This window comes from Bifidobacterium sp. LH_743, assembly GCF_056355775.1.
In genome coordinates, this window is the sequence record NZ_JBKESZ010000001.1 from 450,415 (window position 1) to 475,656 (window position 25,242).

Sequence of the window (25,242 nt, forward strand, 5' to 3'; positions counted from 1 at the left end):
ATTCGCCCACGCGACGTACCGCGCGCGTGCATAGGCGCGTGGTACGTCGAGGCACGGAGCTGTTCGACGCCGATGGTGTCAAGCTTGAGCCTTCGGACACGCTTACGGAACGCCAGCGCGAGGTGGACGACGACAAGCGCATCCTCGGCGAGCTTCCACCGCATTGGGCTGTTTTCTCCGAACGCGGCCGCTGAATTCGCCGCGCTGGATTCCCTCATGAACGCCGGTTGATGGTCGCTATGATGGCGCTGTACGACTGGGCCTGCAGCACGATCGCCGCTTCTTCGGGAGGCATTGCGAACACCGCGATGGCATTGCCCTGAGCGTCTTTCGAAGGTTTGGCGGTCAGCAACGCGTTGGAGCTGAGTGTGCTCAATTTCGTTGCTGGCGGGTCTCCGGACGCGTTGGAATCGTCCGTCATACCTAAACCGGCTGCCATGGCGCCGGAAAGCGTCACCCTATCGCCCGGAAGCAGACCGTCGGTGGCGCTCGCCAGACGCACTTCCACGCTGGTATGCCCTTGCGGCACGGTGGGTGAGGCGCGTGCCATCGGTGTCATCACAACCTCGTTTTTCCCGATATCCACCTGCGCGATTGATCCGACGGCGTCGTCGATGGTATGGATGGCGCCGTGCAGCGAGTCATCGAACGGAATGCTACGTAACTCCACTGTTCCGCGTTCGATGGAGTCTCCTTTGGCGATGGCCTGTGTCGTGACCACGACGGGTTGCATGGCGAAGGACAGGCGCACGCTTTGTAGCGCCGCAAATACAGCCAATCCGGCGCAGACCGAGGCCAGGACACGATGCAGCCGTGTGCTGCGTCGCCTGCCGTTGGGCGTTGCACTGGTTCCGCGCGTGGTTCGGCGGCTCCTGTTCGGCTCCGTTTTCCGTGTGGAACGGCCCCTTGTCCGTGCCGTGCTGCCGGTATTCTGTCGCGGCCGTTCCATCAAGGCATGAAAAAAGGTCATCATGCGCTGATGATGACCTGATGTTTGCAAAGGGCGCAAGCCGGATCAGGGGTTGTGGTCGGAGAATGCGGGTTATCCACAGGCTCCGGCGTGTCGCTTCCGATTCCGCGCCTGCCGAATCACTTGGATTTGTCGGTGTGGTAGAAACCCGATCCCTTGAACTCGATCGGAACCGCGGAATAGACCTTGCGGACCTGTTCCTTGCCGCATTCCGGGCATACGGTAATCGGATCGTCGGTGAACGACTGCTGCTTGGTGAAATCGTAATCGCAGCTCTTGCAACGGTAATGGTAAGTAGGCATGATGTCCTCGCTTTGCGCGCAATCCCAAATTTCTTAACGGGACATATCCTAGTACGTTCCCTGAGACCGTCCCGTAACCGTCCTATCCGCGGACGATGTGGTAGCCGTCCGGGGTGAGCGTGCCGTCGACGGGGATGTCGTGTGGTTCGTGCGGCACCGTCGTGTCCGTTGGCTCCCAAGGCCAACATACGGCTATGACGCGGGCCGTCGCGTTGCGGTGCGTCAGGGCGCGGTCGTACCATCCGCCGCCGCGTCCCAATCGAAAACCATGTTCGTCCACGGCGAACGCCGGCACGATGACCAGCTCGGCCTCCGCAAGCGCCTCGGGCCCGTCGGCGGCATTGTCCGGCTCCTGCGGGCGGTGCGTGTTGACGGAGCCGTCCGCGTTGCGCTGTTCCCGCAGACCGTCGATGCCGTCCAACTCGCTCCAGCCGATATCCATGCCGGCGCCCAGACGCGGCACCAGCACACGGCAGTCCATGTCGAACAGTGTTTCCAGCAGGGGCGTCATCGGGATCTCACTGCCCATGGAGACGAAGGCGGCGACCGTCGATCCGGGGCGGACCAATGCCGCTTCCCGCGCGCGCATGGCGAGCAGCCGGCCCGCCTCCCGCCTCTGTTCGATGGATGTTCTTTTACGCCTTGCCAGAGCGGTTCGGCGCCATTGCTGCTTCAGCGCCCGCTGTGATTCCGCGTCCTCGGGCTTGATGGCTTTTCCTTGCGTATCCATGACCCTTGTTGTATCACGGGTCTGTTGCGTGGGAATGGTGATGGGACATGGGTGGGGCACAATGGATGGGTGACGTTCTTTCAATCCTTAAGCGGTATGTTGCATCATCCGGGGGCGGATGCCTTCGATATGCCGGAGTTCATCCAATCGCACAGCATGCGTGTTCCAGTGAGTCTGCGCCCGTTGACGTCGGCCGATTATGACGAGTGGAACGAGGTCCGGTGGCGCAACGACGCCTGGCTCAAGCCATGGGAGTCGAATGATCCGATGCATGGCAAGCCCATCTCGTATAAGGAATGGATGCGGCGGCTGCGCCGCAACGAACGTGACGGCAGTGGGGCCGTGTTCGCCATCGAGCATCATGGCCGGATTGTCGGGCAAGTGTCGTTGGGCGCGATCTGCTATGGCGCGATGCGTTCCGGTGTGGTCGGCTATTGGGTGGATGAGCGGTGCGCGGGACGGGGCTACGCGCCGATGGCTGTCGCGTTGATGGCGGATTGGGCGATGTTCGATGCGACGGGACCCCATCTGCATCGTATGGAAATCGACATGCTGCCTGAGAACGAGCGTTCCCGGAACGTCGCGATCAAGCTCGGCGCGACGTACGAGGGGAGACGTCGCGCGTATATGTACGTCAACGGACAGTGGCGGGATCATGAAAGCTATGTGTTGATGGCGGAGGATGCGCCCAACGGCTTCACCGCGCGGCTGATGTCCGCCATTCCATTCAGCTGACGCTCAGAATCCGACACGCCGGTGGTTCGTCGCCGTGATTGTCGGAATGTCACTTATTCTTGTGACATATGGGTTATGAATCGTTAAGCACGGTGGTCGTGCTTGCGATCGTTGTCATCCTTATGGCCGTATGGCTTCCGAGACGGACAGTCAAGGGCATGAAGAGGGTGATCGAACATCGCGAGGACCGCTTTTCGCCGTCGCTGCATCTGGTTGATGCCGATAGCGGGACACGGTTTTCCGATGATACCGTCGCGAAAGCGAAAGGGGTTTTGATGCAGTCCACGCAGGCGCATGCGGGTGGAATGTCCGAGGAGCGGATCGCGCAGGTCCGGGCTCTTCGACGCGCCGCCATCCGTCGTAGGCGGATGATCGTGCTTTCTTTGCTGACGATTACGGTCGTCGTGCTGGTATGCGCGTTTGCGTTGCATTTCAATCCGCTGTTCGCGCTGATTCCCGCGGCTTTGCTGGCGGTGGTGCTGGCGTTGGGCATCAGGGCGTCCAAACAGGCCGTCGCATGGGAGCGGAAGGTTTCCAGATACCGTTCCAGGATGAGGAAGCGTGCCGCCGCCGAGCGCAGTCGTGCGCAGAAGGAACAGGCGGAGCGCGCCAGGCTCGATGAACGGGAGTCGTCCGCAGGTCGACGGAACGTCGATGACGAGCAGGTGAAGACCGATGTGGTGTCCGCCGGCGAGATTCGCCAGGCGATTGACCAAGGCAAGGCCGATCGTGACGCCGCGATGTTGAAGCGTAGGGAGAGCGCCGCTTCTCAGGCCGATGCGCAGCATGCTGCTGAGAGGGAGGATTCATCGGCCACGGACGGGGAAGTGGGACTGTCCATCCATGATGAACGCGAGGATTCGGATGGGGCTTCCGCAGTTGTTCGGACCAATGCCTCCCAGGATCTGATTTCCTTCTCGCTGGGAGCGCCGCGCGACGGAAACGACATCTCCGAAGACGCTCCGGAAAGCATGGAGATCAAATCCACCAAGCAGGTCGCCAAAGCCGTACCCGTCTCGGATGGCGGGGCTGAAGCTGAGCCTTTGATTGTACCGAGCGGCGCGATCAGCGCCATGGATTCCGATGAGGCCGCCGTCCGTGTGGAGGAAGGTGTGCATCTCAAGGCGGTGGATGTCTCGGGATTCCATGATGCCGAGGTTCGTGCCGACGTGGACGCTCCGGATGCCACCTCCGATTCCCTAGGAACCGGTCTCGAGGCGATTCTGGCCCGTCGCAGCGCCTGACGAAACGCTTGGACATTTGTTTGCGAAGCCTGGAACCTTAATGGTTCTGGGCTTTTTCCATAATTTCTCTCACAGCGTTAGCACTCGAGTTGGCAGAGTGCTAATAATCGCGCTAGGATAAGTCTCAGCGCGAAAAGGACGACGCCGTAAGTGATCGTCAGCCTCTTGCTAGCGGGTCCCGGCGCGGTAAGTATCGATTTCTCTTAAGAAAGAGGAGGTCCACAGTGTCGATCTCACTCACACCGTTGGAAGACAAGATCATCGTCAAGCAGGCGGAAGCCGAGACCCAGACCGCATCCGGTCTGTTCATTCCGGACAACGCCAAGGAGAAGCCGCAGCAGGGTGAAGTCCTGGCTGTTGGCCCGGGTCGTCGTAATGACGCCGGCGAGCGCATTCCGGTCGACGTCAAGGTCGGCGACAAGGTCCTGTACTCCAAGTACGGCGGCACCGAGGTGCACTATCAGGGTGAGGACTACCTCATCGTTTCCGCCCGCGACATCCTGGCCATCCTCGGCTGAGAGCGGCGCGTAGCCGTCGAAACCCCGTTTTCCACATATTTGCGATTCGCAAGATGTGGGAGGCGGGGTTTCTTCGTTGTTTGGCGCTGTCTAGCACTGTTGGATGCCGATTTGGCGCTGATTCGCAAGAATCGTTGGAATTTCAACGATTTGCGTCGATTCTGACCGTCGCGACACGCCGTATTTGCATAAGTCGACCGGTTTGTGCCATACTAAACGGGTTGCCGGTTGGGGTTCAACCAAACAGGCAGCACGGCGGATTTCCCAAGCGGTCAAAGGGAACTGACTGTAAATCAGTCGCCTCGTGCTTCAGTGGTTCGAATCCACTATCCGCCACGCCTCGATAGCTCAGTGGTAGAGCACTTCCTTGGTAAGGAAGAGGTCGTGAGTCCGATTCTCACTCGAGGCTCTCATGGCGGGATAGCTCAGCTGGCTAGAGCGTACGACTCATAATCGTAAGGTCAAGAGTTCGAGTCTCTTTCTCGCTACAAAGGCCGACGGCATGTCGGTATAGCAACGAACCACAAGAGGTGAACTAGATGGCAAGCAAGAGCGCCGACATTCGTCCGGGCATCACGCTGGCATGCACCGAGTGCAAGGAGCGTAACTACATCACGACGAAGAACCGCCGTAACACGCCGGATCGTCTTGAGCTCAAGAAGTTCTGCTCCCGCTGCGGCAAGCAGACCGTGCATCGCGAAACCCGCTGAACGGAAACAAGCTTTCGGAACCCGACCAATTTGGTCGGGTTTTTTGTTACTCTGGAGCGTTATGACAAGTTTTGCAGATCTCACCACCATCGGCGTCGGCGGGCATATCGCCGTTTTCCTGGAGCCGACCACACGTGACGGCGTCATCGAAGCAGTCGAGGACGCGGACTCCAAAGGAAAGCCGCTGTGCGTGATTGGCGGCGGATCCAATATGCTCGTGGACGACGCTCCCTTCGACGGAGTGGTGGTTCGCGACGCGCGACGTTCCATCAACGTACTGGATGGAACGTCTTCTCCGAAGGACGATGGGCGTGTCGTGCGCGTCAACGTCGAAGCGGGTTGCAATTGGGATGATTTCGTCGATTATTGCGTCTGCCTTGGCCTGGAGGGCGTGGAAGGCCTGTCCGGCATCCCCGGCACTGTCGGCGCATCGGTAGTGCAGAACATCGGCGCGTACGGTCAGGAGGTCGCCACCAGCGTCGACAGCGTCGAGGTTTGGGATCGCAAGGAACGTGCGGTAAAGGCGTTGCGCAACGATCAGCTCGCCTTCGGCTACCGCATGAGCGCGCTGAAAGCCAGCATGTACAGCGCTCCGGCGACTCCGGCCGCGGAATTTTTCCCGACGCCGCGATACGTGGTGCTGTCCGTCACGTTCGCGTTGCGGCACAGCGATACGGGCGTGGTCGGTTACGGTCAGCTCGCCAAGGCGTTGGACGTCGCCGTGGGCGATCGCATGAACACCGCGGACATCCGCAACGCGGTGCTGAAGGTGCGTGCGGCTAAAGGCATGCTGGAAGACGCGCATCGCTATGCGTCGCCGGCCATGCAGGGCACCAAGAAGACGAATCTGGTCGATGTCGCTCTTGAATCGCAATCCAAGCAGAACGGCGATGACGGTCCGGACTTCAACCGCCATAGCTGCGGCAGCTTCTTCATGAACCCGATTCTCACGCCACAGCAGGCCGAGACGCTTCCCGAAGACGCGCCGCGCTTCGACGCGGCATTGCCGGGCGGCGGGCAGGGCTTCAAGACTTCCGCGGCCTGGCTCATCGACCATGCCGGCTTCCATAAGGGGTTCAAAATCAACGAAAACGCTCCGGCTGGCCTGTCCACGCTGCATACGTTGGCGTTGACCAATCGTGGGGGAGCATCAGCCGAAGATATCGCCCGCCTCGCCAAAACCGTGCAGGACGGCGTCGAGGCCGCGTTCGGCATCCGACTGGTGCCCGAGCCGGTCGTCATCGGCATGAATCTTAAATAGCGTCACGCACGCCGTCAATGTGACGAAAACGACTTATACTTGCGCCTTGTGCTCTAGAAGGTGGAGCGTGAAACCGCGCGGGCGGAAAGAAGAGAAGGACGAGACATGAACGTATTTCGCAAGAAATCCGTCGAACAGACGCTGGCTGAAACAGGTGAGTCCGGCCATGCGCTCAAACGCGATCTGACCTGGTGGGATCTTGCCATCATGGGTGTGGCCGTTGCCGTGGGCGCAGGCATCTTCTCCATCGGCGCGCAGGCGGCCGCCTTCCACGCCGGACCTGCGGTGGTCCTGAGCTTCCTGATCGCTGGCGTGGTGTGCGGCGCGGCCGTGATGTGCTACGCCGAATTCGCCTCCATGATTCCGGTGGCCGGCTCCGCATACACCTTCACCTATACCACCGTCGGTGAGATCGTGGCATGGGTGATCGGCTGGGATCTGATTCTTGAGATGCTCATGGCCGGCTCGGTCGTCTCCAAATACTGGGGAGTGTACCTGAACCAGTTCTTCGAGCTGATCGGCTGGAACATCAATACCAATATCTCCATCGGCTCGTTCAACTTCGATCTGGCCCCGATCATCATCGTCGCATTCTTCACCACGCTGCTGGTACTCGGCACCAAAATCGGCGCGAGGGTGGACGGTGCTCTCACCATCCTGAAAATCGCCATCGTGGTGTTCATCGTGGTCGTCGGCTTCTTCTACGTCAAAGCAGAGAACTTCACCCCGTTCATTCCGCCGAGCGAGCCGGCCGCCTCCACCGACGGCTCCGGCCTCTCCGCCGTCATGGAGCAGCCTCTGTGGCAGTGGGCCACCGGTATGTCGCCCAGCATCTACGGCGTGACGGGCATCATCTCCGGTGCCGCCTTGGTGTTCTTCGCGTTCCTCGGCTTTGACGTCGTGGCCACCGCCTCCGAAGAGACCGTCAACCCCAAGAAGAACGTTCCGCTGGGCATCGGCGTGGGCATGGGACTGATCATCGTGCTGTACACCCTCGTGGCCATCGTCACCACCGGCATGGTCTCCTACAAGGACCTCGCCAAGCAGGAGGACCCGTCGTTGGCCGTCGCGTTCAAGATGGTTGGCGCCGACTGGGCTGCGAAGATCATCAGCCTCGGCATCGTCATCGGCATGGCCACCGTGGTCATGGTGCTGCTGCTGGGCCTGACGCGAGTGGTGTTCGCCATGAGCCGTGACGGCCTGCTGCCTCGCGGTCTGAGCCATACCGGCAAGCATGGCACCCCGGTGCGTCTGCAGATCATCGTCGGTGTGGTCATGGCGTTGATCGCGGCCTGCTGCAATGTCGGCATCCTGTCCGACATGGTGAATATCGGCACGCTTTCTGCGTTCACGCTTGTCGCCATCTCCATTCCGATCATGCGCAAGAAGCGTCCCGATTTGGAACGCTCCTTCAAGATCCCGGGCAACCCGTGGGTGCCGATCCTGATCGCAATCGCCAACCTCTGGCTGATGGTCAATCTGAGCGTGCTCACCTGGATCCGTTTCGTGGTCTGGCTCATCGTCGGCTTCGCCATCTATTTCGGCTACGGATACCGCCACGCCCGGCTCGGCACTGGCGAACTCGAAGTTGCCAAGCAAGAGTAATCTGGAACGGTACGTGTTGTTGAGGAGGTAACCATGCCATATGTCGTCGCCCAGCCGTGTGTGGATGTCAAGGACAAGGCCTGCGTGGACGAATGTCCGGTCGATTGCATCTACGAGGGCTCCCGTTCCCTGTACATCAATCCGAACGAATGCGTCGATTGCGGCGCCTGCGAGCCGGTGTGCCCGACCGAGGCCATCTTCTACGAGGATGATCTGCCGGAGGAGTGGGCTTGGTACAAGGATGCCGCTGTCAACTTCTTCGCCGAGGTGGGCGATTTGGGTGGCGCTTCCGCCGCCGGTCCGATCGGCAAGGATCCGGAACAGGTCGCGGCCCTGCCGCCGCAGAACCAGTGAGCATGTCTTGCTGATGCGTCCGCCTTCCATATTGCGCGTAAAGCGGAATATTCGCGGTCGATTTTAACCGGTTTGCCGCTGACGTTTGCACACGTCAGCGGCAAACCGGTTTTTGTATGGAACGGTTGCATGTGCCGGCACGTCGATTGCCGTATGCTGGAACATGGTTGTGATTTCCGCTTGAAAAGGAGCCTTACGGATGGGTTTTCATGAATTTTCATCGCCGTACGACTGGTCCCGCATCGCGTCGTACAAACGTACGGCGAAAGCCGCGTTCGGTGGCATGGTCGACCTGTCCGTCGGTTCTCCCGTCGACCCCGTTCCCGATTCGGTGCGTAAGGCGCTCGCGGTCTCGTCGAACGACCCGAACGCGTACGGATATCCCGTTACGGCAGGTACCGCCGATTTGCGTGACGCCATTCACGAGTGGTTCGCGGCCGCCCGCAATGTCGATTTGCGTGCGATCGGCGCCGATGCGGTGCCGACGGTCGGTTCCAAGGAAGGCGTCGCGTTGATGGCGTCGCTGCTGCATTTCGGCGAAGGCGATGTCGTCGTGCAGCCGAAGGTGTCGTATCCGACGTACGAGATCGGCACGCAGTTGGCCGGCGCGCAAACGCTGAAGGTCGACGACGTGGCGGATGCGGATTCCTGGAAGGATGTGCCGGGCGTCAAGGCCGTTTGGGTCAATTCGCCGTGCAATCCGACCGGTGAGGTGCTGTCCGCGGAACAGATGGCCGGTATTGTGCGTGCCGCGCGCGCGATTGGTGCCGTGGTGCTGTCCGATGAATGCTATGCGTTGATGCAATGGGAAGACGACGTTGCGGAAGCGGATGCGGATACGCTTGCCTCCACGCCGTGCGCCTTGCGCGCCGATGTGTGTGGCGGGTCCGCCGAAGGCGTATTGGTGCTGTATTCGCTGAGCAAGCAAAGCAACATGGCCGGGTATCGTACGGCGCTTATCGCTGGCGATCGATCGCTGATCGGGCCGATGGCGGCATACCGCAAACAGATCGGGCAGATCATTCCCGGACCGGTGCAGGCTGCGATGGCCGCCGGGCTGCGTGACTTCGACGCGGTCAAGACCCAGCATTCCCGTTACCAGGAGCGTCTGGGCATGCTGGTGAGTGCTCTGCGCGCATACGGATACTGCACCGACATGCCGCAAGGCGCGTTGTACGTGTGGGTGAAAGCCAAGTCCGGCGACTGCTGGGAGGATCTGCGCCAGCTTGCCGAAATCGGCATCGTCGCCAGCCCCGGCGAGTTCTACGGAGCGCCGGAATACCTGCGATTCTCGGCTACGGCCAGTGATGCGGCGATCGCCTCCGCCGCGGAACGATTGGCACGTTGACGGTTTGCTGACGATGGCCTTTTGACGAACGAAAGCGTTGAAAACAAAAAGGACCTCCGATTCGCTCGGAGGTCCTTCATTATGGCGGAGTCAGAGGGAGTCCAACGCCCATGCGTCTTATGGCTATGCGCAGCTGTTGATGTCGCTGATCCAGGAGTGACGTGCGCTACTCAAGCGTCCGGAACTACCATTCATATTCGCCCAATTGCCGAACTATACTTTGGAACCCGATTGCGATTGGCCAAGGCTGCGTGATGAACAACGGCGCGCTTTGACGTTGTGGAACACGGCGATGGCGGTCACGGAACCGGGCGTGCGAGTGGCGCAGTGAGAGAGCTCTCCCCAGTACAGTGTCAGTTTGTCGGCCAATGAAGCATCGATGATAACGCTATTGCCGGGGACAGCGTAAATAGTTTTCGCAGTTAATCGTGTTTGGGCGGAAGCCTGTAATTTCCTGCTTTTGGAATACTTAAATCTATTCGAAAGTTTCGTAAATATTTGCATATAGAACTTTCGTAACAAAAAATTTAAGTATTTAGTTAAGTGATTTGACTTTCTTGAAAGTCAAGTCATATAATCAAGCAATGCTTTGACTGAAATGCTAAAGCATTTACGAAACATGAAGATGTGTGTTCGTGCATGTCGCCAAAGGAGAAAGACTTTGTATTCCCACATCCGATATTGGATAAGGAGATGCAGCAATGAAGTTTGAATACCATGTCAAACCAACCGGCAACGATGCTGCGTGCGGCGACGCGGAGCATCCGTTCGCCACGATTTCCAAGGCCGCGCAGATGGCCTCTCCGGGCGATACGGTAATCGTGCATGAAGGCGCATACCGCGAACAAGTCGATCCGAAACGCGGCGGTCTGAGTGAACATGAGCGCATCACCTACTGCGGAGCCGAAGGCGAAGCACGGCCGGTTATCAAAGGCTCGGAATGCGTGCAGGGCTGGACGGAATTGGCCGATCATCCGCATGTATGGACGGTGGTGCTTGATAATACGATGTTCGGGGATTTCAATCCATTCGCGACCCCGATTTTCGGTGACTGGCTGGAAATGCCCAAGTTCGGCAAGGACCCGGACAAACATCTTGGCGATGTGTATCTCAACGGTGTTTCCTTCTTCGAATCGACGACGTTGGAAGGCGTATACGATCCGCAGCCGCGTGATACGGATGAGGATTTCGCGTTGAAGATTCCCTGCCCTGTGCCGGATGTGGACCGTACACGTTATGTATGGCATGCCGAAGTGGACGAGAATGCCGGCACCACAACGATCTGGGCGAATTTCCAAGGTGCCGATCCGAATGAGGAACTGGTGGAGGTCAGTGTTCGTCGCACATGCTTCTTCCCTTCCCGCAACCATGTCAACTACATCACCGTGCGTGGCTTTGAAATGGCGCAGGCCACTGGAGATTGGGCGCCGCCTACCTCGCAGCAGTGGGGCATGATCGGCCCGAACTGGTCGTATGGCTGGATCATCGAAGACAACGTGCTGCATGACGCCAAATTCTCCGCGGTGTCATTGGGCAAGGAAATCTCATCCGGTGACAACGAGTGGGCGAAAACCGAGCGCAAGACCGGTTACCAGTACCAGTTGGAGGCCGTGTTCAAAGCCCGCCGCATCGGCTGGGAAAAGGGGCTGATCGGCGGTCATATCGTACGCAACAACGACATCTACGAGTGCGGACAGAATGCCATCGTCGGACATATGGGCAGCGCATTCTGCCGTATCGAGCATAACCATGTCCATCACATTGCGTTGAAGCGTGAATTCTTCGGATGGGAGGTCGCTGGCATCAAATTCCATGCCGCATTGGATACGGTCATTGCCAACAACAACATCCACGACTGCTCGCTGGGCATGTGGATGGATTGGCAGACGCAGGGCACACGCATCACGCGCAATGTGTTCCACGATAACGTCCGTGACCTCATGATTGAAGTGAGTCATGGGCCGTATCTGGTGGACAATAACGTTTTCGCCTCGCCGGTGATGTTCCAGAACTGGTCGCAAGGTGGTGCCTTCGTCAACAATCTGATTTGCGGCGGCATTGAACCGCATACCGTCCCCGACCGTTCCACGCCGTATCACTATCCGCACACCACCGAGGTGGCCGGGTGCGCTGTGGTATCCGGCGGCGATGAGCGTTGGCTGAACAACATGTTCGCGCCGCAACCGGTGAAACCGACTGTCGGTGAATATGGTTTGTCCGCCTACGGCGATTGCCCGATGTCGATGCATGAATACTTGGAACGCCAGCGGGCCATGTGGGCAGATCCTTCGCAGGGTGGTGGCGAGCGCAATCCTCTGCAGTCTCTATACGCGGGCGGCAACATCTATCTGTCCGGCGCACAGGGGCTGAACAAGCAGGAAGGTGCGGCCGACGATTCGGAACGCATGCAGGAGGACGCCCCGTTCTTCGGCGGCACCGCCTCCACGAGCGTTGCGTGTGATGAGCCCATGCCGGTGACATTGGTCGAAGAACCCGATGGACTGTACCTGCAGTGCACTGTGCCACAGGCCGTCGCCGATACCAGGATGCAGGTCGTCACCAGCGATATGCTCGGCGTGCCTCGCATCGTGGAGGAACGCTATGGACAGCCCGATGGCAGTGACTATGTGCTGGACACCGACTTGCTGGGACAAGCCTTGACGGCAACGGAACGCAAGGCCGGGGCGTTGAATGGTCTTGTCTCCGGAGAGAATCGCATCCGAATCTGGGAATGGAACAACTGATATGACAAATGCAACCGATACCAACAAGACATTGGGCGAGTCCATGTTCGCACAGTGCGGATATGCCCAGGACGCCATCGATAGGCGCGTGTCACAGGTCTGGCATGAAATTTTCGAAGGTCCGAACAAATTCTATTGGGAGAACGACGAAGGTCTTGCCTATGTGATGGACACCGGCAACAACGATGTACGTACCGAGGGTATGAGCTATGCGATGATGATCGCCCTGCAATACGACCGTAAGGACGTATTCGACAAGCTGTGGGGCTGGGTAATGCGTCACATGTACATGAAGGACGGTCATCATGCGCATTATTTCGCATGGTCGGTCGCGCCGGAAGGTACGCCGAACTCGAATGGTCCTGCACCTGACGGCGAGGAATATTTCGCGATGGACCTGTTCCTCGCCTCCCGTCGCTGGGGTGATGGCGAGGATATCTACGAATATTCCGCATGGGGACGCGAGATCTTGAGATATTGCGTTCATAAGGGCGAACGCTACGACGGCGAGCCCATGTGGAATCCCGACAACAAGCTCATCAAGTTCATTCCTGAAACCGAGTGGAGCGATCCGTCCTACCATCTGCCGCACTTCTATGAAGTATTCGCCGAAGAAGCCGACGAAGAAGACCGTCCATTTTGGCATGAGGCAGCCGCCGCAAGCCGTCGTTATCTGCAGGCGGCCTGCGACGAGCGGACCGGCATGAACGCTGAATACGCGGATTATGACGGAAAGCCGCATGTCGACGAGTCCAATCATTGGCATTTCTATTCCGACGCCTACCGTACCGCGGCGAATATCGGACTGGATGCAGCCTGGAACGGTCCGCAGGAAGTGCTGTGCGACCGCGTCGCCGCGCTGCAGCGATTCTTCCTGACCCACGACCGTACTAGCGTCTACGCCATCGACGGCACCGCCGTGGACGAGGTCGTGCTTCATCCGGTCGGATTCCTGGCCGCGACCGCGCAAGGCTCACTTGCGGCGGTGCATTCGGCCCAGCCTGACGCGGAGCATAATGCCCGTGAATGGGTGCGCATGCTGTGGAATACGCCGATGCGAACCGGCACGCGTCGTTATTATGACAATTTCCTCTATGCTTTCGCCATGCTGGCGTTGAGCGGAAAGTATCGGTATGAATGATGATTACCTCAACTAATCCTATGGTCTACACGGATTTTCCTGATCCGGACATCATCCGGGTCGGAGACGTGTATTACATGGCCACTACGACTATGCATTTCACACCCGGGTGCGATATTCTGCGCAGCTATGACCTAGTGCATTGGGAATTCATTGCGCACGCATTGAATATCGTGGCGGATACCCCTGAAGAACGTTTGGAATGTGAAGGTGCCAACGCCTACGGTCGAGGCATGTGGGCGCCGTCACTGCGTTACCATCGGGGCACCTGGTATGTGTTGTTCGCCGCCAACGATACGCATGCCAGCTATCTGCTGACGGCGGACGATCCATGCGGCCCATGGCGAAAGCGTGAGCTTGACGGCTTCTATCACGACAGCGGACTGTTCTTTGACGACGATGATCGAGCCTATGTCGTATATGGGCAGTCGACATTGCGCATCACGGAGTTGAATCCTGAATTAAGCGGGCCGATGCCGGGTGGGCTCGACCGGGTCATCGTGCAGGACGATCCGCAGGCTGACCTTGGTTATGAGGGCAGTCACCTGTACAAGCATGATGGACGCTATTACGTCTTCACCTGTCACTTCCCGCAAGGCAAGGGCAAAACAGAAGCCTGCTTGATGGCCGAATCCTTGGATGGCGCTTTCGAAGTGCGTGAAATTATCGAAGACGACCTGTCCTTCCACGGTTACGGAGTCGCGCAAGGCGGTATGGTGGACACTCCGGACGGCGACTGGTATGCATTCATGATGCAGGACCGCGGCGGTGTGGGACGCGTGCCGATACTGATGCCGATGCGGTTCGGCGAGGACGGATTCCCCGTTGTCGGCGAGAACGGCAAAGTGCCGCAGTCGGTCAGCGTGCCGGCTGCAAGCTGTGCCGAACCTGTCGCGCCCATCAACGGAAGCGAATTCATAGCCCGGCATAACGCCGAAGGCGGAGTCGATGCCAACTGTCTGCAGCCATACTGGCAGTTCAATCACATCCCACATGACGAATACTGGTCACTGACGGAACGTCCGGGAGCATTCCGCCTGCATTCCGGACGCATCAGCTCGAATCTCAATCATGCATGGAACACGCTGACGCAGCGCACGATGGGGCCGGTGACGGTGGCCGAAGTCACCGTCGACGCGTCGACATTGCATGATGGCGACTTCGCCGGATTGGCGGCGTTCCAAGGATGCTATTCCTACATCGCGCTTACGCGAAGGAACGGCCGCACGATGCTGACCGTCCAATACAAGCCGGTGAATGACGATTCCATCTTCTCCGACGATGATTGGGACAGTCCAGCCGTAACGGATGCGGAAATCATGGCGGATGCGGATTGCATGCGCCTGCGCGCGGTATATGATTTCACCGATTGCAAGGATGAAGTGACGTTCTTCTACCGCGATGCGGATACGCCGGAATCCGAATGGTGTCCATTGGGAACAGCGCACCGGATGGTCTTCAAAATGGATCATTTCACAGGTTGCCGTATCGGATTGTTCCTGTATTCGACAAAAGAGACTGGTGGAATCGCCGATTTTTACGACTTTGCGTATTCGACGCCGGGTACGAAGGAAAGAGAGCAATGAAGCGACAGGTCATAGTGGCGCAAGGAACTGTCGAAGGCTTGGCGGCTGAAGATCAGGGCATCACCGTGTTCCGAGGGGTCCCGTTCGCCCAGCCTCCCGTCGGCGGTCTGCGCTGGCGTGCGCCGCAGCCGGCCCTGCCATGGGATGGTGTGCTGCAAGCCTTCGATTTCGGGCCTACCGCGATGCAGCCGACGCCGGGCGCCTCCGATGATTTCTATGATCGTGAATGGGGCACCGATCCGGCCGCGCCGATGAGCGAGGATTGCCTCTACCTGAATATTTGGACTCCGGCATTACGCGGATATGGCGCGGATAGCATGGTAGCCTCCGAAAAGCTGCCGGTCATGGTCTGGATCTACGGCGGAGCCTATCAATGCGGCGGCACATTTGAAAAGGAATTCGACGGCACGCATCTCGCCGCGAACGGCGTCGTTGTGGTCAGTGTGGCCTATCGTCTGAATGCATTTGGGTTTATGACGCACCCTTTGCTTCATGAGGAGGCCGTAGAACGCGGCGACGGCGAACCATATGCGAATTTCGGATTCCTGGATCAGCGTGCCGGAATCCAATGGGTGAAGGAAAACATCGCGAAGTTCGGCGGAGATCCGGAAAACATCACGGTTTTCGGCCAATCGGCCGGTGCCGCCAGCGTCTTGGCCCAGATCTGCTCGCCGATGAATCATGGCCTGTTTCAGAAAGCCATCATGCAATCCGGCGCAGGCTTAGGGTATTTCAATGCGCGGCAGGACACGCTGGAGCATGCGCAGGCCAACGGAATCCGTCTGTTCGAAGCATTGGGTGTCTCCACGCTGGAGCAGGCCCGTGCAATCCCGGCCCGAACGGTATTGGAAGCCGCCGAGTCCCTGCCTGTTCCACCGGACAGCGGACGTGAAGATGACTGGTCGATGATCGTCAATTGGGTGCCATGCGTGGACGGCCTGTTCCTTCCCGATCAGGAGGAGCGTATCGTCGAGAGCTGCAAGGCCAACAACGTCGACATGCTGGTCGGCAACACGACCAATGAGTTCATCGCTTCGACTGAAGATGGGAAGCCTGTGCATGTCGGCCAGCTCGGCAATCTCACGTTGATCCGCAAATGGACCGCAAGCGGTGGGACCGCGCCATACTACTATCATTTCGATGTCGCTATGCCGGGGGATGATGCCGGAGCCTTTCACTCGTCCGATCTGTGGTTCTCCTTTGGAAGCCTTGCGAAATGCTGGCGTCCGTTCGTTGGATGGCATTACGATCTGGCAAGGCGAATGGGGCTGTACTGGACCAATTTCGCCGCCAATGGCGATCCCAACGGAACGGACCGTGACGGAACGCCGCTTCCTGTATGGGATCCTTGCATCGGTGAGGAATGCCCCGCCATGCATTTGTGCCAAGAACCGGGCATGCGGACGGATTGGCTTACCGAAACGGATCGAAAAGCATTTGGCCTGTGACGGCATGCCGTTGATGTATAAATACTGATATGTAAACAGGGACGGTCTTTGCGGATCGTCCCTGCCGCATAATGATTTGCCGTTGCGCGTGCAGGAGGATTTCGAGACTGATTATCCGACTTTTCACCGTTTCTGTCGTCTGGTTCGTCGGTGGCGTCTCGCGGAGGCTCGGGCCATTAAAGACCCTGTTCGGCGTTGTGCAGGCTAGGAGCTGTTTGAAGTGTTCTAGGCCGGACGTTTCGCCGTATAGGGGCGTGTCTGCGTGGATTCCGTCGGATGTGGCGTCTCAATTGTTGGACGTTGCGGTGAGCGTGAACGGGGGTGATTATGAGGAAGACTGAACCCCCCGCTCATGACCATTGCCGACACGATGGCCTATTTGCAGTGCAGTCGTCGGCTGTCTTGTTGGGTACCCAACTCGGGTACCTTGCTGGGTACCGGAAATGTTGGCATTGGCGTACATTTTCGTACATTCTCTGTTTGCGCCGTATGTCTTGAAATCGTTGGTATTCCGCCGTTTTGGCATGAAAAAAAGGGCTTCCGGATTTCTCCGAAAACCCTCAAGGCGGAGTCAGAGGGATTCGAACCCTCGAGCCGCTAAACACGACTAACACCTTAGCAGGGTGCCCCTATCGGCCACTCAGGCATGACTCCACTGTTGCGTTACGACGCAACAGCATGTAACTATAGCATCTATCCGCGTGCGAAACACCATATTGTGAAAAAATGAGAGAAAAACGTGTGGTGATGTCAGTGGGACTCGAACGCGCAAGCCGTGTCGAGCGGTCTCATCGATATGCGACACGCCGGTATGCCCGCAGGTTTCGCCATATTCGAACATTTGTTCCAAAACTGCCGAATCGTTGTCTATCATGGAATCATGAGCACGGCACCAAGAATCGCAGCGGCCAAACGTGACTGGGGTCACGATGAGGTCGGATGCACGGTGCTGCATATCGACATGGACGCTTTTTTCGCATCCCTCGAAGTGGCGCGGCATCCGGAATACGCCGACAAACCGGTAATCATCGGCATCGGCAACCGTTCCGTGGTGTCCGCGGCGAACTATGAGGCACGCAAATACGGCATCAATTCGGCGATGGCAAGCTCCCGGGCAAGAAAACTATGCCCGAACGGCGTCTTTCTGCCGGTGGACATCCACTACTACCGTGAGATGTCCCGACGTATCTTCACAGAGGTGTTCTCCCGCGTCACCAATCGCATCGAACAGGTTTCCGTGGATGAATGCTATATGGACGTCTCCGGCGCGCTGCTGCGGTGGAAGAGTCCCCGCGCCATCGGAGCTTGGATACGCGATCAGGTCGCCAGACGGTACCACATCACCTGTTCCGTCGGCATCGCGGCGAACAAGCTTGTCGCCAAAATGGCTTCGACCAATGCCAAACCGGATGGCATGCTCATGATCCCCGTGGCCAGACATGCCGAATTCGTGCAGATGATGCCGTTGCGTGGCATACCTGGCATCGGTCCGTCCTTGGAGAAACGACTGAACGCATGGGGCGTTGATTCCGTGGCTGACTTGGCGAAGATGAGCATGGAATCGCTTGAGCAGGCGACGGGGTCAGCCATCAGCGCGCGCGGGTTGTACATGGCGGCACGCGGATTGGATGACCGCCCTGTCGCACCGCGTGCGCAGGAGAAATCCGTCGGCGCGGAACGCACGTTCGACAAGGACACCCAAGACATGCGGCAGGTGACATCCATGCTCCGCTGGTGTTGCGATGATGTGGCCGGCACGCTGCGCAGACGAGGGTTGATGGCGCGTAAGGTCATGGTGAAGCTGCGATTCCCGGATTTGAGCTATGCGACGAAAGGACATACGCTGGACTGTCCGACGGATGCGGCAAGCATGCTGTATCCGCAATGTGTCGCATTATTGCTGGCCATGATGGGCATGCCGGAAAGCTCTATCGACGCCATTTCCTTGACCAGACCGGTGCGACTTGCCGGCATGAGCGCGGGCGGTTTGGTCGAAGCGGCGGATGCGGCGGTTCAGCTTTCGCTTGATGACATGCTTGAAGAGCAGAACGAGGCGCAGCGGGGTCGTGGAACGGATACCGAACCGTCGACCCAATCGGAACGGCTACGCGGTGCGGAAGCGGCATTAGACGCGGTACGGCTCAAATACGGTAAAGGAAGCGTGCGTCTTGGCGTATGGCGTACGGGGCCATCAGGTAATCTTGAACATTGAGAGTGATATGGAGCATGAGAAGAAACAGGGGGAGTGCCATGAGATACAGGGACAAGGCGGTGCATGCCCGCAACCCGGAAGTGCTGGTTGCAGGACGTCGCAGGCTGGCCATCGTCGCAGCCGTCGTGCTTGTTGTATTGCTGGCGGTAGGTGGGTGGTTCCTGACGCGGTGCTTGCATTCATCACAGTCCCAAGCCGGGCAGGGGGCCGCAACGCAGATGGACGTGGCCAAGCAGAAAAAGCATGTGGTGAAAAAGGCCGAGCCGAAGGAACATCACGGTAATTCGCCGGACTGTCCGGATACCGATTGCATCGCCATGATGGTCAATGGCGATCTGCTGTTCCACCCTGGTCTGTGGGACAACTTTGCCGGGGCCGACACCACCGCGACCGATGGAACGGCTTATGATTTCACCAGCCTGTTCGAGCCGATGCGCAAATACATCGACGCTTCCGACATCGCGGTCTGCGAATTCGAGACGCCGATCGCGCCTCGTGGAGGTCCGTACGCCGGATATCCGGTCTTCAACATTCCTTCGGAAGTCGCCGATGCGGCGGCGAAAGTCGGATACCGCGCCTGCACGCACGCATCGAACCATTCGTGGGATCAGGGCGCGGACGGCATCGCGCGCCTATGGGACACCCTTGAACAGGACGGCATTGCCCAGACGGGTTCGTATAAGACCGAAGAGGACTCGACCAAGCCGCTGGTCATCGATTCCCCGACCGGAGGCGGCAAGCTGGGACTGGTCGCTGGCACTGTCTCGCTGAACGCGCAGACTCCCGACTACGACTGGCGCGTGGACCGTCTGCGTGAAAGCGGCGATCCGAACCACCAATCCGACATTGACAAAGCCGTGGCCAAAGCCAAGGAAGCCCGCAAGCAGGGAGCCGACGTGGTGGCCATCGCCATGCATTCCGTGCAGGAATACCTCGACTACGCTGACTCCTGGCAGCAGTCCGAAGCCCATGAATTGGCCGATACGGGCGCGTTCGACGTGATTTACGGCGCCGGATGCCATTGCGCCCAGCCCATTGAGAACTATAACGGCACATGGATCATCTACGGTTTGGGCAATGCGGTGACCGAGTCGGCCAATACGCCGGAGACCCTGGTCAACAACCAAGGTGTGACGGCCCGCGTCCAGTTCGCCGGCAAGAAGGGCGTGGCCGGTTCGTGGAGAGTCAGCCGCATCGACTGGGTGCCGACCGCGAACATGCGCCAAGGACGGTACCAGTGGTGCCCGATATCCAGCGACCATCCGGATGGAGCCTGTTGGAACGAGACCGAGGATGCCAACCAACGGCAGCGCATCTGGAACGTGATCTACTCCATGGGCGCCGACCAGCAGGTGGTCCGCGAGTGGAATATCACCGCGGAGCAGACGGATTCGTCCGGGAAGTAACGTTTCGTGGCACAATGTGCCATGTAGAAGCTGCAATGATATGCGCGGTTCCGCGCGCTGTGTGAGGTGAAAGACATGGATGGAATCTTCGAGACCCAACCCGAACGGACGGATTTGCCGTTGGTGGTCATGCCGGTGGTCATCGCTTCGATGATCGAACCGTTCAAGAAGAACTTTGCGATGCTTGAGAACGTGGCCCGCGTACGCATGTACGAGGATTTCACACTCGACGAGGACACCATCGTGGAGCGGTGCGAGGATGCGGACGCCGTCATGGTCATCGGATTCCACTGCACCGACGCCATCCTCGACCGCCTTCCGAACGTCAAATGCTACGCGTTCGGTGGCACCGGCGTGGCCAGTTATATCAATCTGGACAAGTCGAAGGAACGCGGCATCCGCGTCTGCAATGTGCTGCATTATGGCGACCATGCCGTCGCGGAGCACACGATGGCGCTGCTTATGGAGCTGACCAGGCATGCCGGCGCGCTCGACACGCAGGTCAAGCAAGGGGATTGGGACGGCGCCGACGGCTTCGAGCTGTTCGGCAAGAAGCTCGGCATCATCGGACTTGGTGGCATCGGACAGACCGTGGCCGGCATCGCCAAGGCCTTCGGCATGAAGGTGTCCGCATGGAACTCCCATGTGCCGGCACAGGTGTTCTCGGATCTGGGCGTCAACCCGGTGGACGACATGAATGAGCTGATCGCTGGTTCCGACGTGGTCTCCGTGCACATGCCGCTGCTTGATTCCACCCGTGGCATCATCACCGCGGAAAATCTCGAGGCGCTGCGCCCAGGAACCTTGTTCGTCAACACCGCGCGAGCCGAAGTGATCGAACCGGGTGCCCTGCTGACAAGGCTCCAGCGCGGAGACATTCCGGCGGCGCTTGACGTGTTCGAACATGAGCCGCTGACCGCCGACGATCCGCTGTGCAAGATTCCCGGCATCGTGCTCACCCCGCACATCGCATGGCGTACCGATGGCGCGTACATCGGTTTGACCAAGCAGGTCGTGCAGTCCATCGCAGCCTTCTTCAAGGGCGAGGATTTCAACGTCGTCGTCTGAAAAAATAACCGGGAAGCAGCATATGCGCGCGGTCGGTGAGGTTAGGTAGGTTGAACAGCATGCAGACCATACTCGATTCCGCCGATCGGCCGGCGCACGACGCCTTCGTCGAAAAGAAATCGGAATTCATCGGAGACGCCTGTCATATCAGCTCGTTGGATGAGGCGCTCGCTTTCGTTCAGACGATCCGTGACCAGCATCCGAAAGCCCGGCATGTCGCCTATGCCGCGGTGTGTGGTGGATCCGATGGACGTCTTGCGGAACGCATGAGCGATGATGGCGAGCCGTCCGGAACCGCCGGCAAGCCCATTCTCGACGTGCTGCGGGCAAACGAAATGACTGATTGCGTGGTCGCGGTCACACGGTATTTCGGCGGTATCCTGCTTGGTTCCGGCGGCCTGATTCGTGCGTATTCCACAGGTGCGTCAATTGCGGTCAAGGCTGCTTCCAAGGCGAAAATCGTACCGTGCGGCGAATATCAGGTAACTCTTGATTATCCGCAGTTGGGCAGCTTCCAGAATCTGTTGTCAACGGTGGAAGGCGAGCAGACCGACGCGCAGTACACTGACCGCATCGCCTTGACTGTGGTGGTTCCGCAGGAACAGGCGAATGTCTTCGCATCCCGAGTTGTGGAAACTTTCAACGCTACGGTCGTTCCGCGACTGGTGGGCACGTCCAACCGTCCGGTCAAAGTATGAGTTCACGTTGTGAGCCGCATGCATATAGTGTCGTAAGGTGAAAATATGAGTGATGAGAACGAGCAGCATGAGAATGATTCGCAGGCCGACGCCTCGAACGCCGATGAGACCGTGGATTTCGAGCCGTTGACCGCCACATACGAGCGGTTGCGGCATTCCGATGATTCCGCCGCTTTGAGCGAGTTCGCAAGGCGTCCGTTGCCGGACCGCTCCGATCAGGCGGCATTCTCCCGGGCCACCGCACTGCTGGAGGCGGTCGCGGGAAACGTCCACACGCCGCTGGAGGATCGCGTGTTCCTCGCCGAGACCATGCCGTTCCCGAATATCCTGGTCAAACTGTCAACCGACGAATCGCCCGAGGTGCGTAAGGCCGTTGCTGGAAATTCCGATGACAAGAATTGGTTGGTCGGCAGACTGACCAAGGACGAATCGCCTGAAGTCCGTGCGACCGCGCTGCGCAACAAGCGCACGTCGTGGAAGATGCGTCTTGAAGGTGCCGAGGATCCAAGCATGGATGCTGACACACTGGACTTCCTCGGAGCGTTGGGAACGCAGATCGAGCCGGATGCCCCAGTGGTGCTCGCCACCATGGTGCGTAGGGCCGTCGCGCTGAACCCGAACGTTTCCGATCGGACGCTCCAACAGCTGGCGCAGGACGATGCTGACGATGTGCGGAAGGCGGCCGCGCGCCACCTTGCGGAAAAATAGTTGCATACGTTGTCATTTTTATGAGATTTTCGCGCGTGGTGCGTTCGGTTTATGCCTACACTGGGAGGCATGACAGAACAGACCGAAAACGCAACGCGTCTCGCCCGTCCGCTCATTCGTCTGGCAAAGCTGGTGGGTGTCGCCACCAGCTATGTCGGTATGAGCCATGATTACCACGAAATCGAAGACGATGTTCTAGTGGCGGTGCTCAAGGCGCTTGGTATTGACGCTTCCAGCGACGAGGCGATCAAACAGTCCATCACATCCATCAAGTCCGAGCGCGAGACGCGCGTCGTGGCCCCGACGGTGCTGCATATCGTCGGCAAGGAAAGCAAAGTGGAGGTTCACGGCGGCGTGTTCGACGTGCCGGAAGCCACCATCACGCTGGAGAACGGCGAGCAGTTTGCCGGCGCCATCGCCCATGAGGGCGGCGAAAAGACGGCTAATGACGTCGATGGCGATTTCTTCTGCACGTCGTATCTGGTGCTGCCGGCCGACCTGCCTGAGGGATACCACACCCTTACTGTCGCTGTCGGCGATCGCAAGGAGACTGCAACCGTTATCAGCGCTCCGGAGAAAATCGAACTGCTCGACGATATGAAGCAGGGCTCCCTGTGGGGCTGGATGAGCCAGCTGTACTCCATCCGTTCCAAGGGCTCCTGGGGTGTGGGCGATTTCGAGGACCTCAAGACCATGCTGGTCGAGTCCAAGAAGAAGACCGGCGCCGATTTCATGCTCATCAATCCGATGCACGCCGCGGAGCCAGTGCCTCCGTTGACGCCGTCGCCATACCTGCCGATTTCCCGCCGCTTCGTCAATTTCAGCTACATCCGTCCGGAATCCATGCCGGAATACCTCACGCTCTCCCATGGGGACAGGGCCGAGGTCGACGCGCTGCACGAGCAGGTTGAATCGTTGAACGACGATGCGAACCTCATCGACAGGGATGCCATGTGGCGTGTCAAGAAGCATGCGCTGTGGATCATCTACAAGGCCGGACGCACCAAGACGCGTCAGGCGGATTTCGATCGCTATCTCGCCGATTGCGGCGACGAGATCGAATCCTACGCGACGTGGTGCCTGTGCTACGACAAGTGGGGAGCACCCGCCGACGACGCCGACAATTGGGTCCGTAAATACAATCGCGATTCCGAGGAAGTCGCGCATCTGCGTGAGAAGTACCCGGACACCTTGGAGTTCTACCGTTGGCTGGAATGGGTCGCCACCGAGCAGCTCCACGCGGCACAGCAAGCCGCCCGCAGGGCCGGCATGAAGATTGGCATCGTCGCGGATATGGCCGTCGGCGTGCATCCCGCGGGCTCCGATGTGTGGTGGAATCCGGAACGGTTCGCCAAGGGTGCCACGGTTGGTGCTCCGCCTGACATGTTCAACCAGCAGGGACAGGACTGGAGCCAGCCGCCGCTGAACCCGATCGCCTTGGAGCAGACCGGTTTCCAGGTCTACCGCGACATGGTGCACGGCATGTTCGCCAACGCCGGCGCGGTGCGCATCGACCATATCCTCGGTCTGTTCCGCCTGTGGTGGATTCCGGAAGGCAAGCCTGCCACCGACGGCACGTACGTGCATTACGATTCCGATATCATGCTGGGCATTCTGGCTCTGGAAGCGTCCCGTGCCGGTGGCGTCGTGGTGGGCGAGGATCTCGGCGTGGTGCCGGCCTACGTGTCCAAGTCGCTGTCCGAGCATGGCATTCTCGGTTGCGCCGTGGAATGGTTCGAGCAGAACGACGGCGTGTTCCGTGCGCCGAAGGATTGGCGTCCGTACGCGTTGGCTTCCGTCAACACGCATGACATGCCGCCGGCGGCCGGTTATCTCGAGTACGGCCATGTCAAACTGCGCGAGGAACTCGGACTACTGTCCGGACCGGCGGAGGAATTCCAGAAGTCCGCGACGGCCGAGCATAACGCCATGCTGCGCATGTTGGTCGAGGAAGGCTATCTCGACAAGGCAGCGTTGGAGAATGAGGCAGCCAACGAGAATGAGATCATCGATGCTCTGTACCGCGGTCTGAAAGGTTCCCCGTGCAAGCTCATGGCGGCTTCCATCGTGGATGCGGTCGGTGAGAAGCGCACACAGAACCAGCCGGGCACCAACAACGAATACCCGAACTGGCGCATCCCGCTGGCCGACGGTGAAGGCAACGTGGTGCCGCTCGAAAAGCTCTTCGACGAGCCGCGTCTGCAGGAGATCACCGCCATCATGCGTGGCTGATCGTTTCGAAAACGTGTGACAGTGTGACAGGGTGTCCGCGGGCAAGTTGTCCGTGGACACCCTTGTTTTTCGTGTTGCCGAATGTCAAGGCGGACGATACACTAGTAGATTGTTGTGTTTCCCTACGGGGTCCTTCAAAGCGCTTTTCCCACTCGCCATCGAGGACTTTCAGGGAGCCCACGGATAATGAGGCCTGAAAACGGCATTATTCCGCGCCTAACC

The 25,242-nt window shown here is 58.9% G+C and carries 22 protein-coding genes and 4 tRNA genes; 22 read left to right on the forward strand and 4 right to left on the reverse strand.

Annotated elements, in window-relative coordinates; genetic code table 11:
* Positions 1-26 precede the first annotated feature (26 nt).
* Complete coding sequence (locus AC1ATL_RS01805; protein WP_476568358.1) at positions 27-194, forward strand: BAG family molecular chaperone regulator 5; 168 nt, start codon at positions 27-29, stop codon at positions 192-194.
* Positions 195-214: 20 nt separating this feature from the next.
* Here the strand turns inward: AC1ATL_RS01805 and AC1ATL_RS01810 are convergent, their stop codons facing one another.
* The 3 genes from AC1ATL_RS01810 to AC1ATL_RS01820 all read right to left on the reverse strand — a co-directional run bounded on the left by AC1ATL_RS01810 (position 215) and on the right by AC1ATL_RS01820 (position 2,002).
* Positions 215-721, reverse strand: coding sequence for a flagella basal body P-ring formation protein FlgA (locus AC1ATL_RS01810; protein WP_476568024.1), 507 nt, complete (start codon positions 719-721; stop codon positions 215-217).
* 368 nt (positions 722-1,089) lie between these two features.
* The gene (locus AC1ATL_RS01815; protein WP_026646530.1) at positions 1,090-1,272 is read right to left on the reverse strand and encodes an FmdB family zinc ribbon protein; all 183 of its coding nucleotides are present in this window, start codon (positions 1,270-1,272) and stop codon (positions 1,090-1,092) included.
* A gap of 82 nt (positions 1,273-1,354) precedes the next feature.
* A complete protein-coding gene (locus tag AC1ATL_RS01820) occupies positions 1,355-2,002 on the reverse strand; it encodes a 5-formyltetrahydrofolate cyclo-ligase (protein WP_476568026.1) in 648 nt (215 codons plus the stop codon).
* A gap of 129 nt (positions 2,003-2,131) precedes the next feature.
* Here AC1ATL_RS01820 and AC1ATL_RS01825 point away from each other — a divergent pair, with 129 nt between their 5' ends.
* The 15 genes from AC1ATL_RS01825 (at position 2,132) to AC1ATL_RS01895 (ending at position 16,696) form a co-directional block, all read left to right on the forward strand.
* Positions 2,132-2,737, forward strand: coding sequence for a GNAT family N-acetyltransferase (locus tag AC1ATL_RS01825; protein ID WP_432623355.1), 606 nt, complete (start codon positions 2,132-2,134; stop codon positions 2,735-2,737).
* Between the two features lie 275 nt (positions 2,738-3,012).
* A complete protein-coding gene (locus AC1ATL_RS01830) occupies positions 3,013-3,981 on the forward strand; it encodes a hypothetical protein (RefSeq protein WP_476568028.1) in 969 nt (322 codons plus the stop codon).
* A 224-nt stretch (positions 3,982-4,205) separates the two neighbouring features.
* Positions 4,206-4,499: a co-chaperone GroES gene (groES, locus tag AC1ATL_RS01835; RefSeq protein ID WP_011742802.1), complete on the forward strand. Its 294-nt coding sequence runs from the start codon at positions 4,206-4,208 to the stop codon at positions 4,497-4,499.
* A gap of 254 nt (positions 4,500-4,753) precedes the next feature.
* Positions 4,754-4,835, forward strand: a tRNA-Tyr gene (locus AC1ATL_RS01840).
* Between the two features lies 1 nt (position 4,836).
* Positions 4,837-4,908 (forward strand) — tRNA-Thr (locus AC1ATL_RS01845).
* Between the two features lie 5 nt (positions 4,909-4,913).
* A tRNA-Met gene (locus AC1ATL_RS01850) sits at positions 4,914-4,987 on the forward strand.
* A 51-nt stretch (positions 4,988-5,038) separates the two neighbouring features.
* Positions 5,039-5,209, forward strand: a complete 171-nt coding sequence (gene rpmG, locus AC1ATL_RS01855) for a 50S ribosomal protein L33 (protein ID WP_003807891.1) — start codon at positions 5,039-5,041, stop codon at positions 5,207-5,209.
* Between the two features lie 61 nt (positions 5,210-5,270).
* A complete protein-coding gene (locus AC1ATL_RS01860) occupies positions 5,271-6,470 on the forward strand; it encodes an FAD-binding protein (protein ID WP_476568031.1) in 1,200 nt (399 codons plus the stop codon).
* Between the two features lie 105 nt (positions 6,471-6,575).
* Complete coding sequence (locus AC1ATL_RS01865; RefSeq protein ID WP_476568033.1) at positions 6,576-8,075, forward strand: amino acid permease; 1,500 nt, start codon at positions 6,576-6,578, stop codon at positions 8,073-8,075.
* Between the two features lie 33 nt (positions 8,076-8,108).
* Positions 8,109-8,429, forward strand: coding sequence for a ferredoxin (gene fdxA, locus AC1ATL_RS01870; protein WP_476568035.1), 321 nt, complete (start codon positions 8,109-8,111; stop codon positions 8,427-8,429).
* A 199-nt stretch (positions 8,430-8,628) separates the two neighbouring features.
* Entirely contained in the window at positions 8,629-9,777 is a 1,149-nt protein-coding gene (gene dapC / locus AC1ATL_RS01875) for a succinyldiaminopimelate transaminase (protein ID WP_151263251.1), read from the forward strand.
* A gap of 701 nt (positions 9,778-10,478) precedes the next feature.
* The gene (locus AC1ATL_RS01880) at positions 10,479-12,521 is read left to right on the forward strand and encodes a right-handed parallel beta-helix repeat-containing protein (protein ID WP_476568038.1); all 2,043 of its coding nucleotides are present in this window, start codon (positions 10,479-10,481) and stop codon (positions 12,519-12,521) included.
* 1 nt (position 12,522) lies between these two features.
* Positions 12,523-13,662, forward strand: a complete 1,140-nt coding sequence (locus tag AC1ATL_RS01885) for a family 8 glycosyl hydrolase (RefSeq protein WP_288637477.1) — start codon at positions 12,523-12,525, stop codon at positions 13,660-13,662.
* The gene (locus tag AC1ATL_RS01890) at positions 13,659-15,248 is read left to right on the forward strand and encodes a glycoside hydrolase family 43 protein (protein WP_432624046.1); all 1,590 of its coding nucleotides are present in this window, start codon (positions 13,659-13,661) and stop codon (positions 15,246-15,248) included. The genes AC1ATL_RS01885 and AC1ATL_RS01890 overlap by 4 nt, the downstream gene beginning before the upstream one ends.
* Positions 15,245-16,696, forward strand: a complete 1,452-nt coding sequence (locus AC1ATL_RS01895; RefSeq protein WP_432624047.1) for a carboxylesterase/lipase family protein — start codon at positions 15,245-15,247, stop codon at positions 16,694-16,696. The genes AC1ATL_RS01890 and AC1ATL_RS01895 overlap by 4 nt, the downstream gene beginning before the upstream one ends.
* A gap of 566 nt (positions 16,697-17,262) precedes the next feature.
* On the opposite strand, the gene AC1ATL_RS01900 is transcribed toward AC1ATL_RS01895, so the two are convergent.
* A tRNA-Ser gene (locus AC1ATL_RS01900) sits at positions 17,263-17,350 on the reverse strand.
* A gap of 226 nt (positions 17,351-17,576) precedes the next feature.
* Between AC1ATL_RS01900 and dinB the strand changes: the two genes are divergently transcribed.
* From dinB to malQ, 6 genes are all read left to right on the forward strand, one after another.
* On the forward strand, positions 17,577-18,908 hold the full coding sequence (gene dinB, locus AC1ATL_RS01905; protein WP_432624048.1) for a DNA polymerase IV: 1,332 nt from the start codon (positions 17,577-17,579) through the stop codon (positions 18,906-18,908).
* 38 nt (positions 18,909-18,946) lie between these two features.
* Complete coding sequence (locus AC1ATL_RS01910) at positions 18,947-20,314, forward strand: CapA family protein (protein ID WP_476568042.1); 1,368 nt, start codon at positions 18,947-18,949, stop codon at positions 20,312-20,314.
* A 75-nt stretch (positions 20,315-20,389) separates the two neighbouring features.
* Positions 20,390-21,382 carry a D-2-hydroxyacid dehydrogenase family protein gene (locus AC1ATL_RS01915; protein WP_476568044.1) on the forward strand — a complete coding sequence of 331 codons (993 nt, stop codon included), beginning with the start codon at positions 20,390-20,392 and terminating at the stop codon, positions 21,380-21,382.
* A gap of 59 nt (positions 21,383-21,441) precedes the next feature.
* Positions 21,442-22,080, forward strand: a complete 639-nt coding sequence (locus tag AC1ATL_RS01920) for an IMPACT family protein (protein ID WP_476568046.1) — start codon at positions 21,442-21,444, stop codon at positions 22,078-22,080.
* Positions 22,081-22,125: 45 nt separating this feature from the next.
* Entirely contained in the window at positions 22,126-22,788 is a 663-nt protein-coding gene (locus AC1ATL_RS01925) for an AbrB family transcriptional regulator (protein WP_476568048.1), read from the forward strand.
* A 69-nt stretch (positions 22,789-22,857) separates the two neighbouring features.
* Positions 22,858-25,020 carry a 4-alpha-glucanotransferase gene (gene malQ / locus AC1ATL_RS01930; protein ID WP_432624052.1) on the forward strand — a complete coding sequence of 721 codons (2,163 nt, stop codon included), beginning with the start codon at positions 22,858-22,860 and terminating at the stop codon, positions 25,018-25,020.
* The last annotated feature ends 222 nt before the right edge of the window (positions 25,021-25,242 follow it).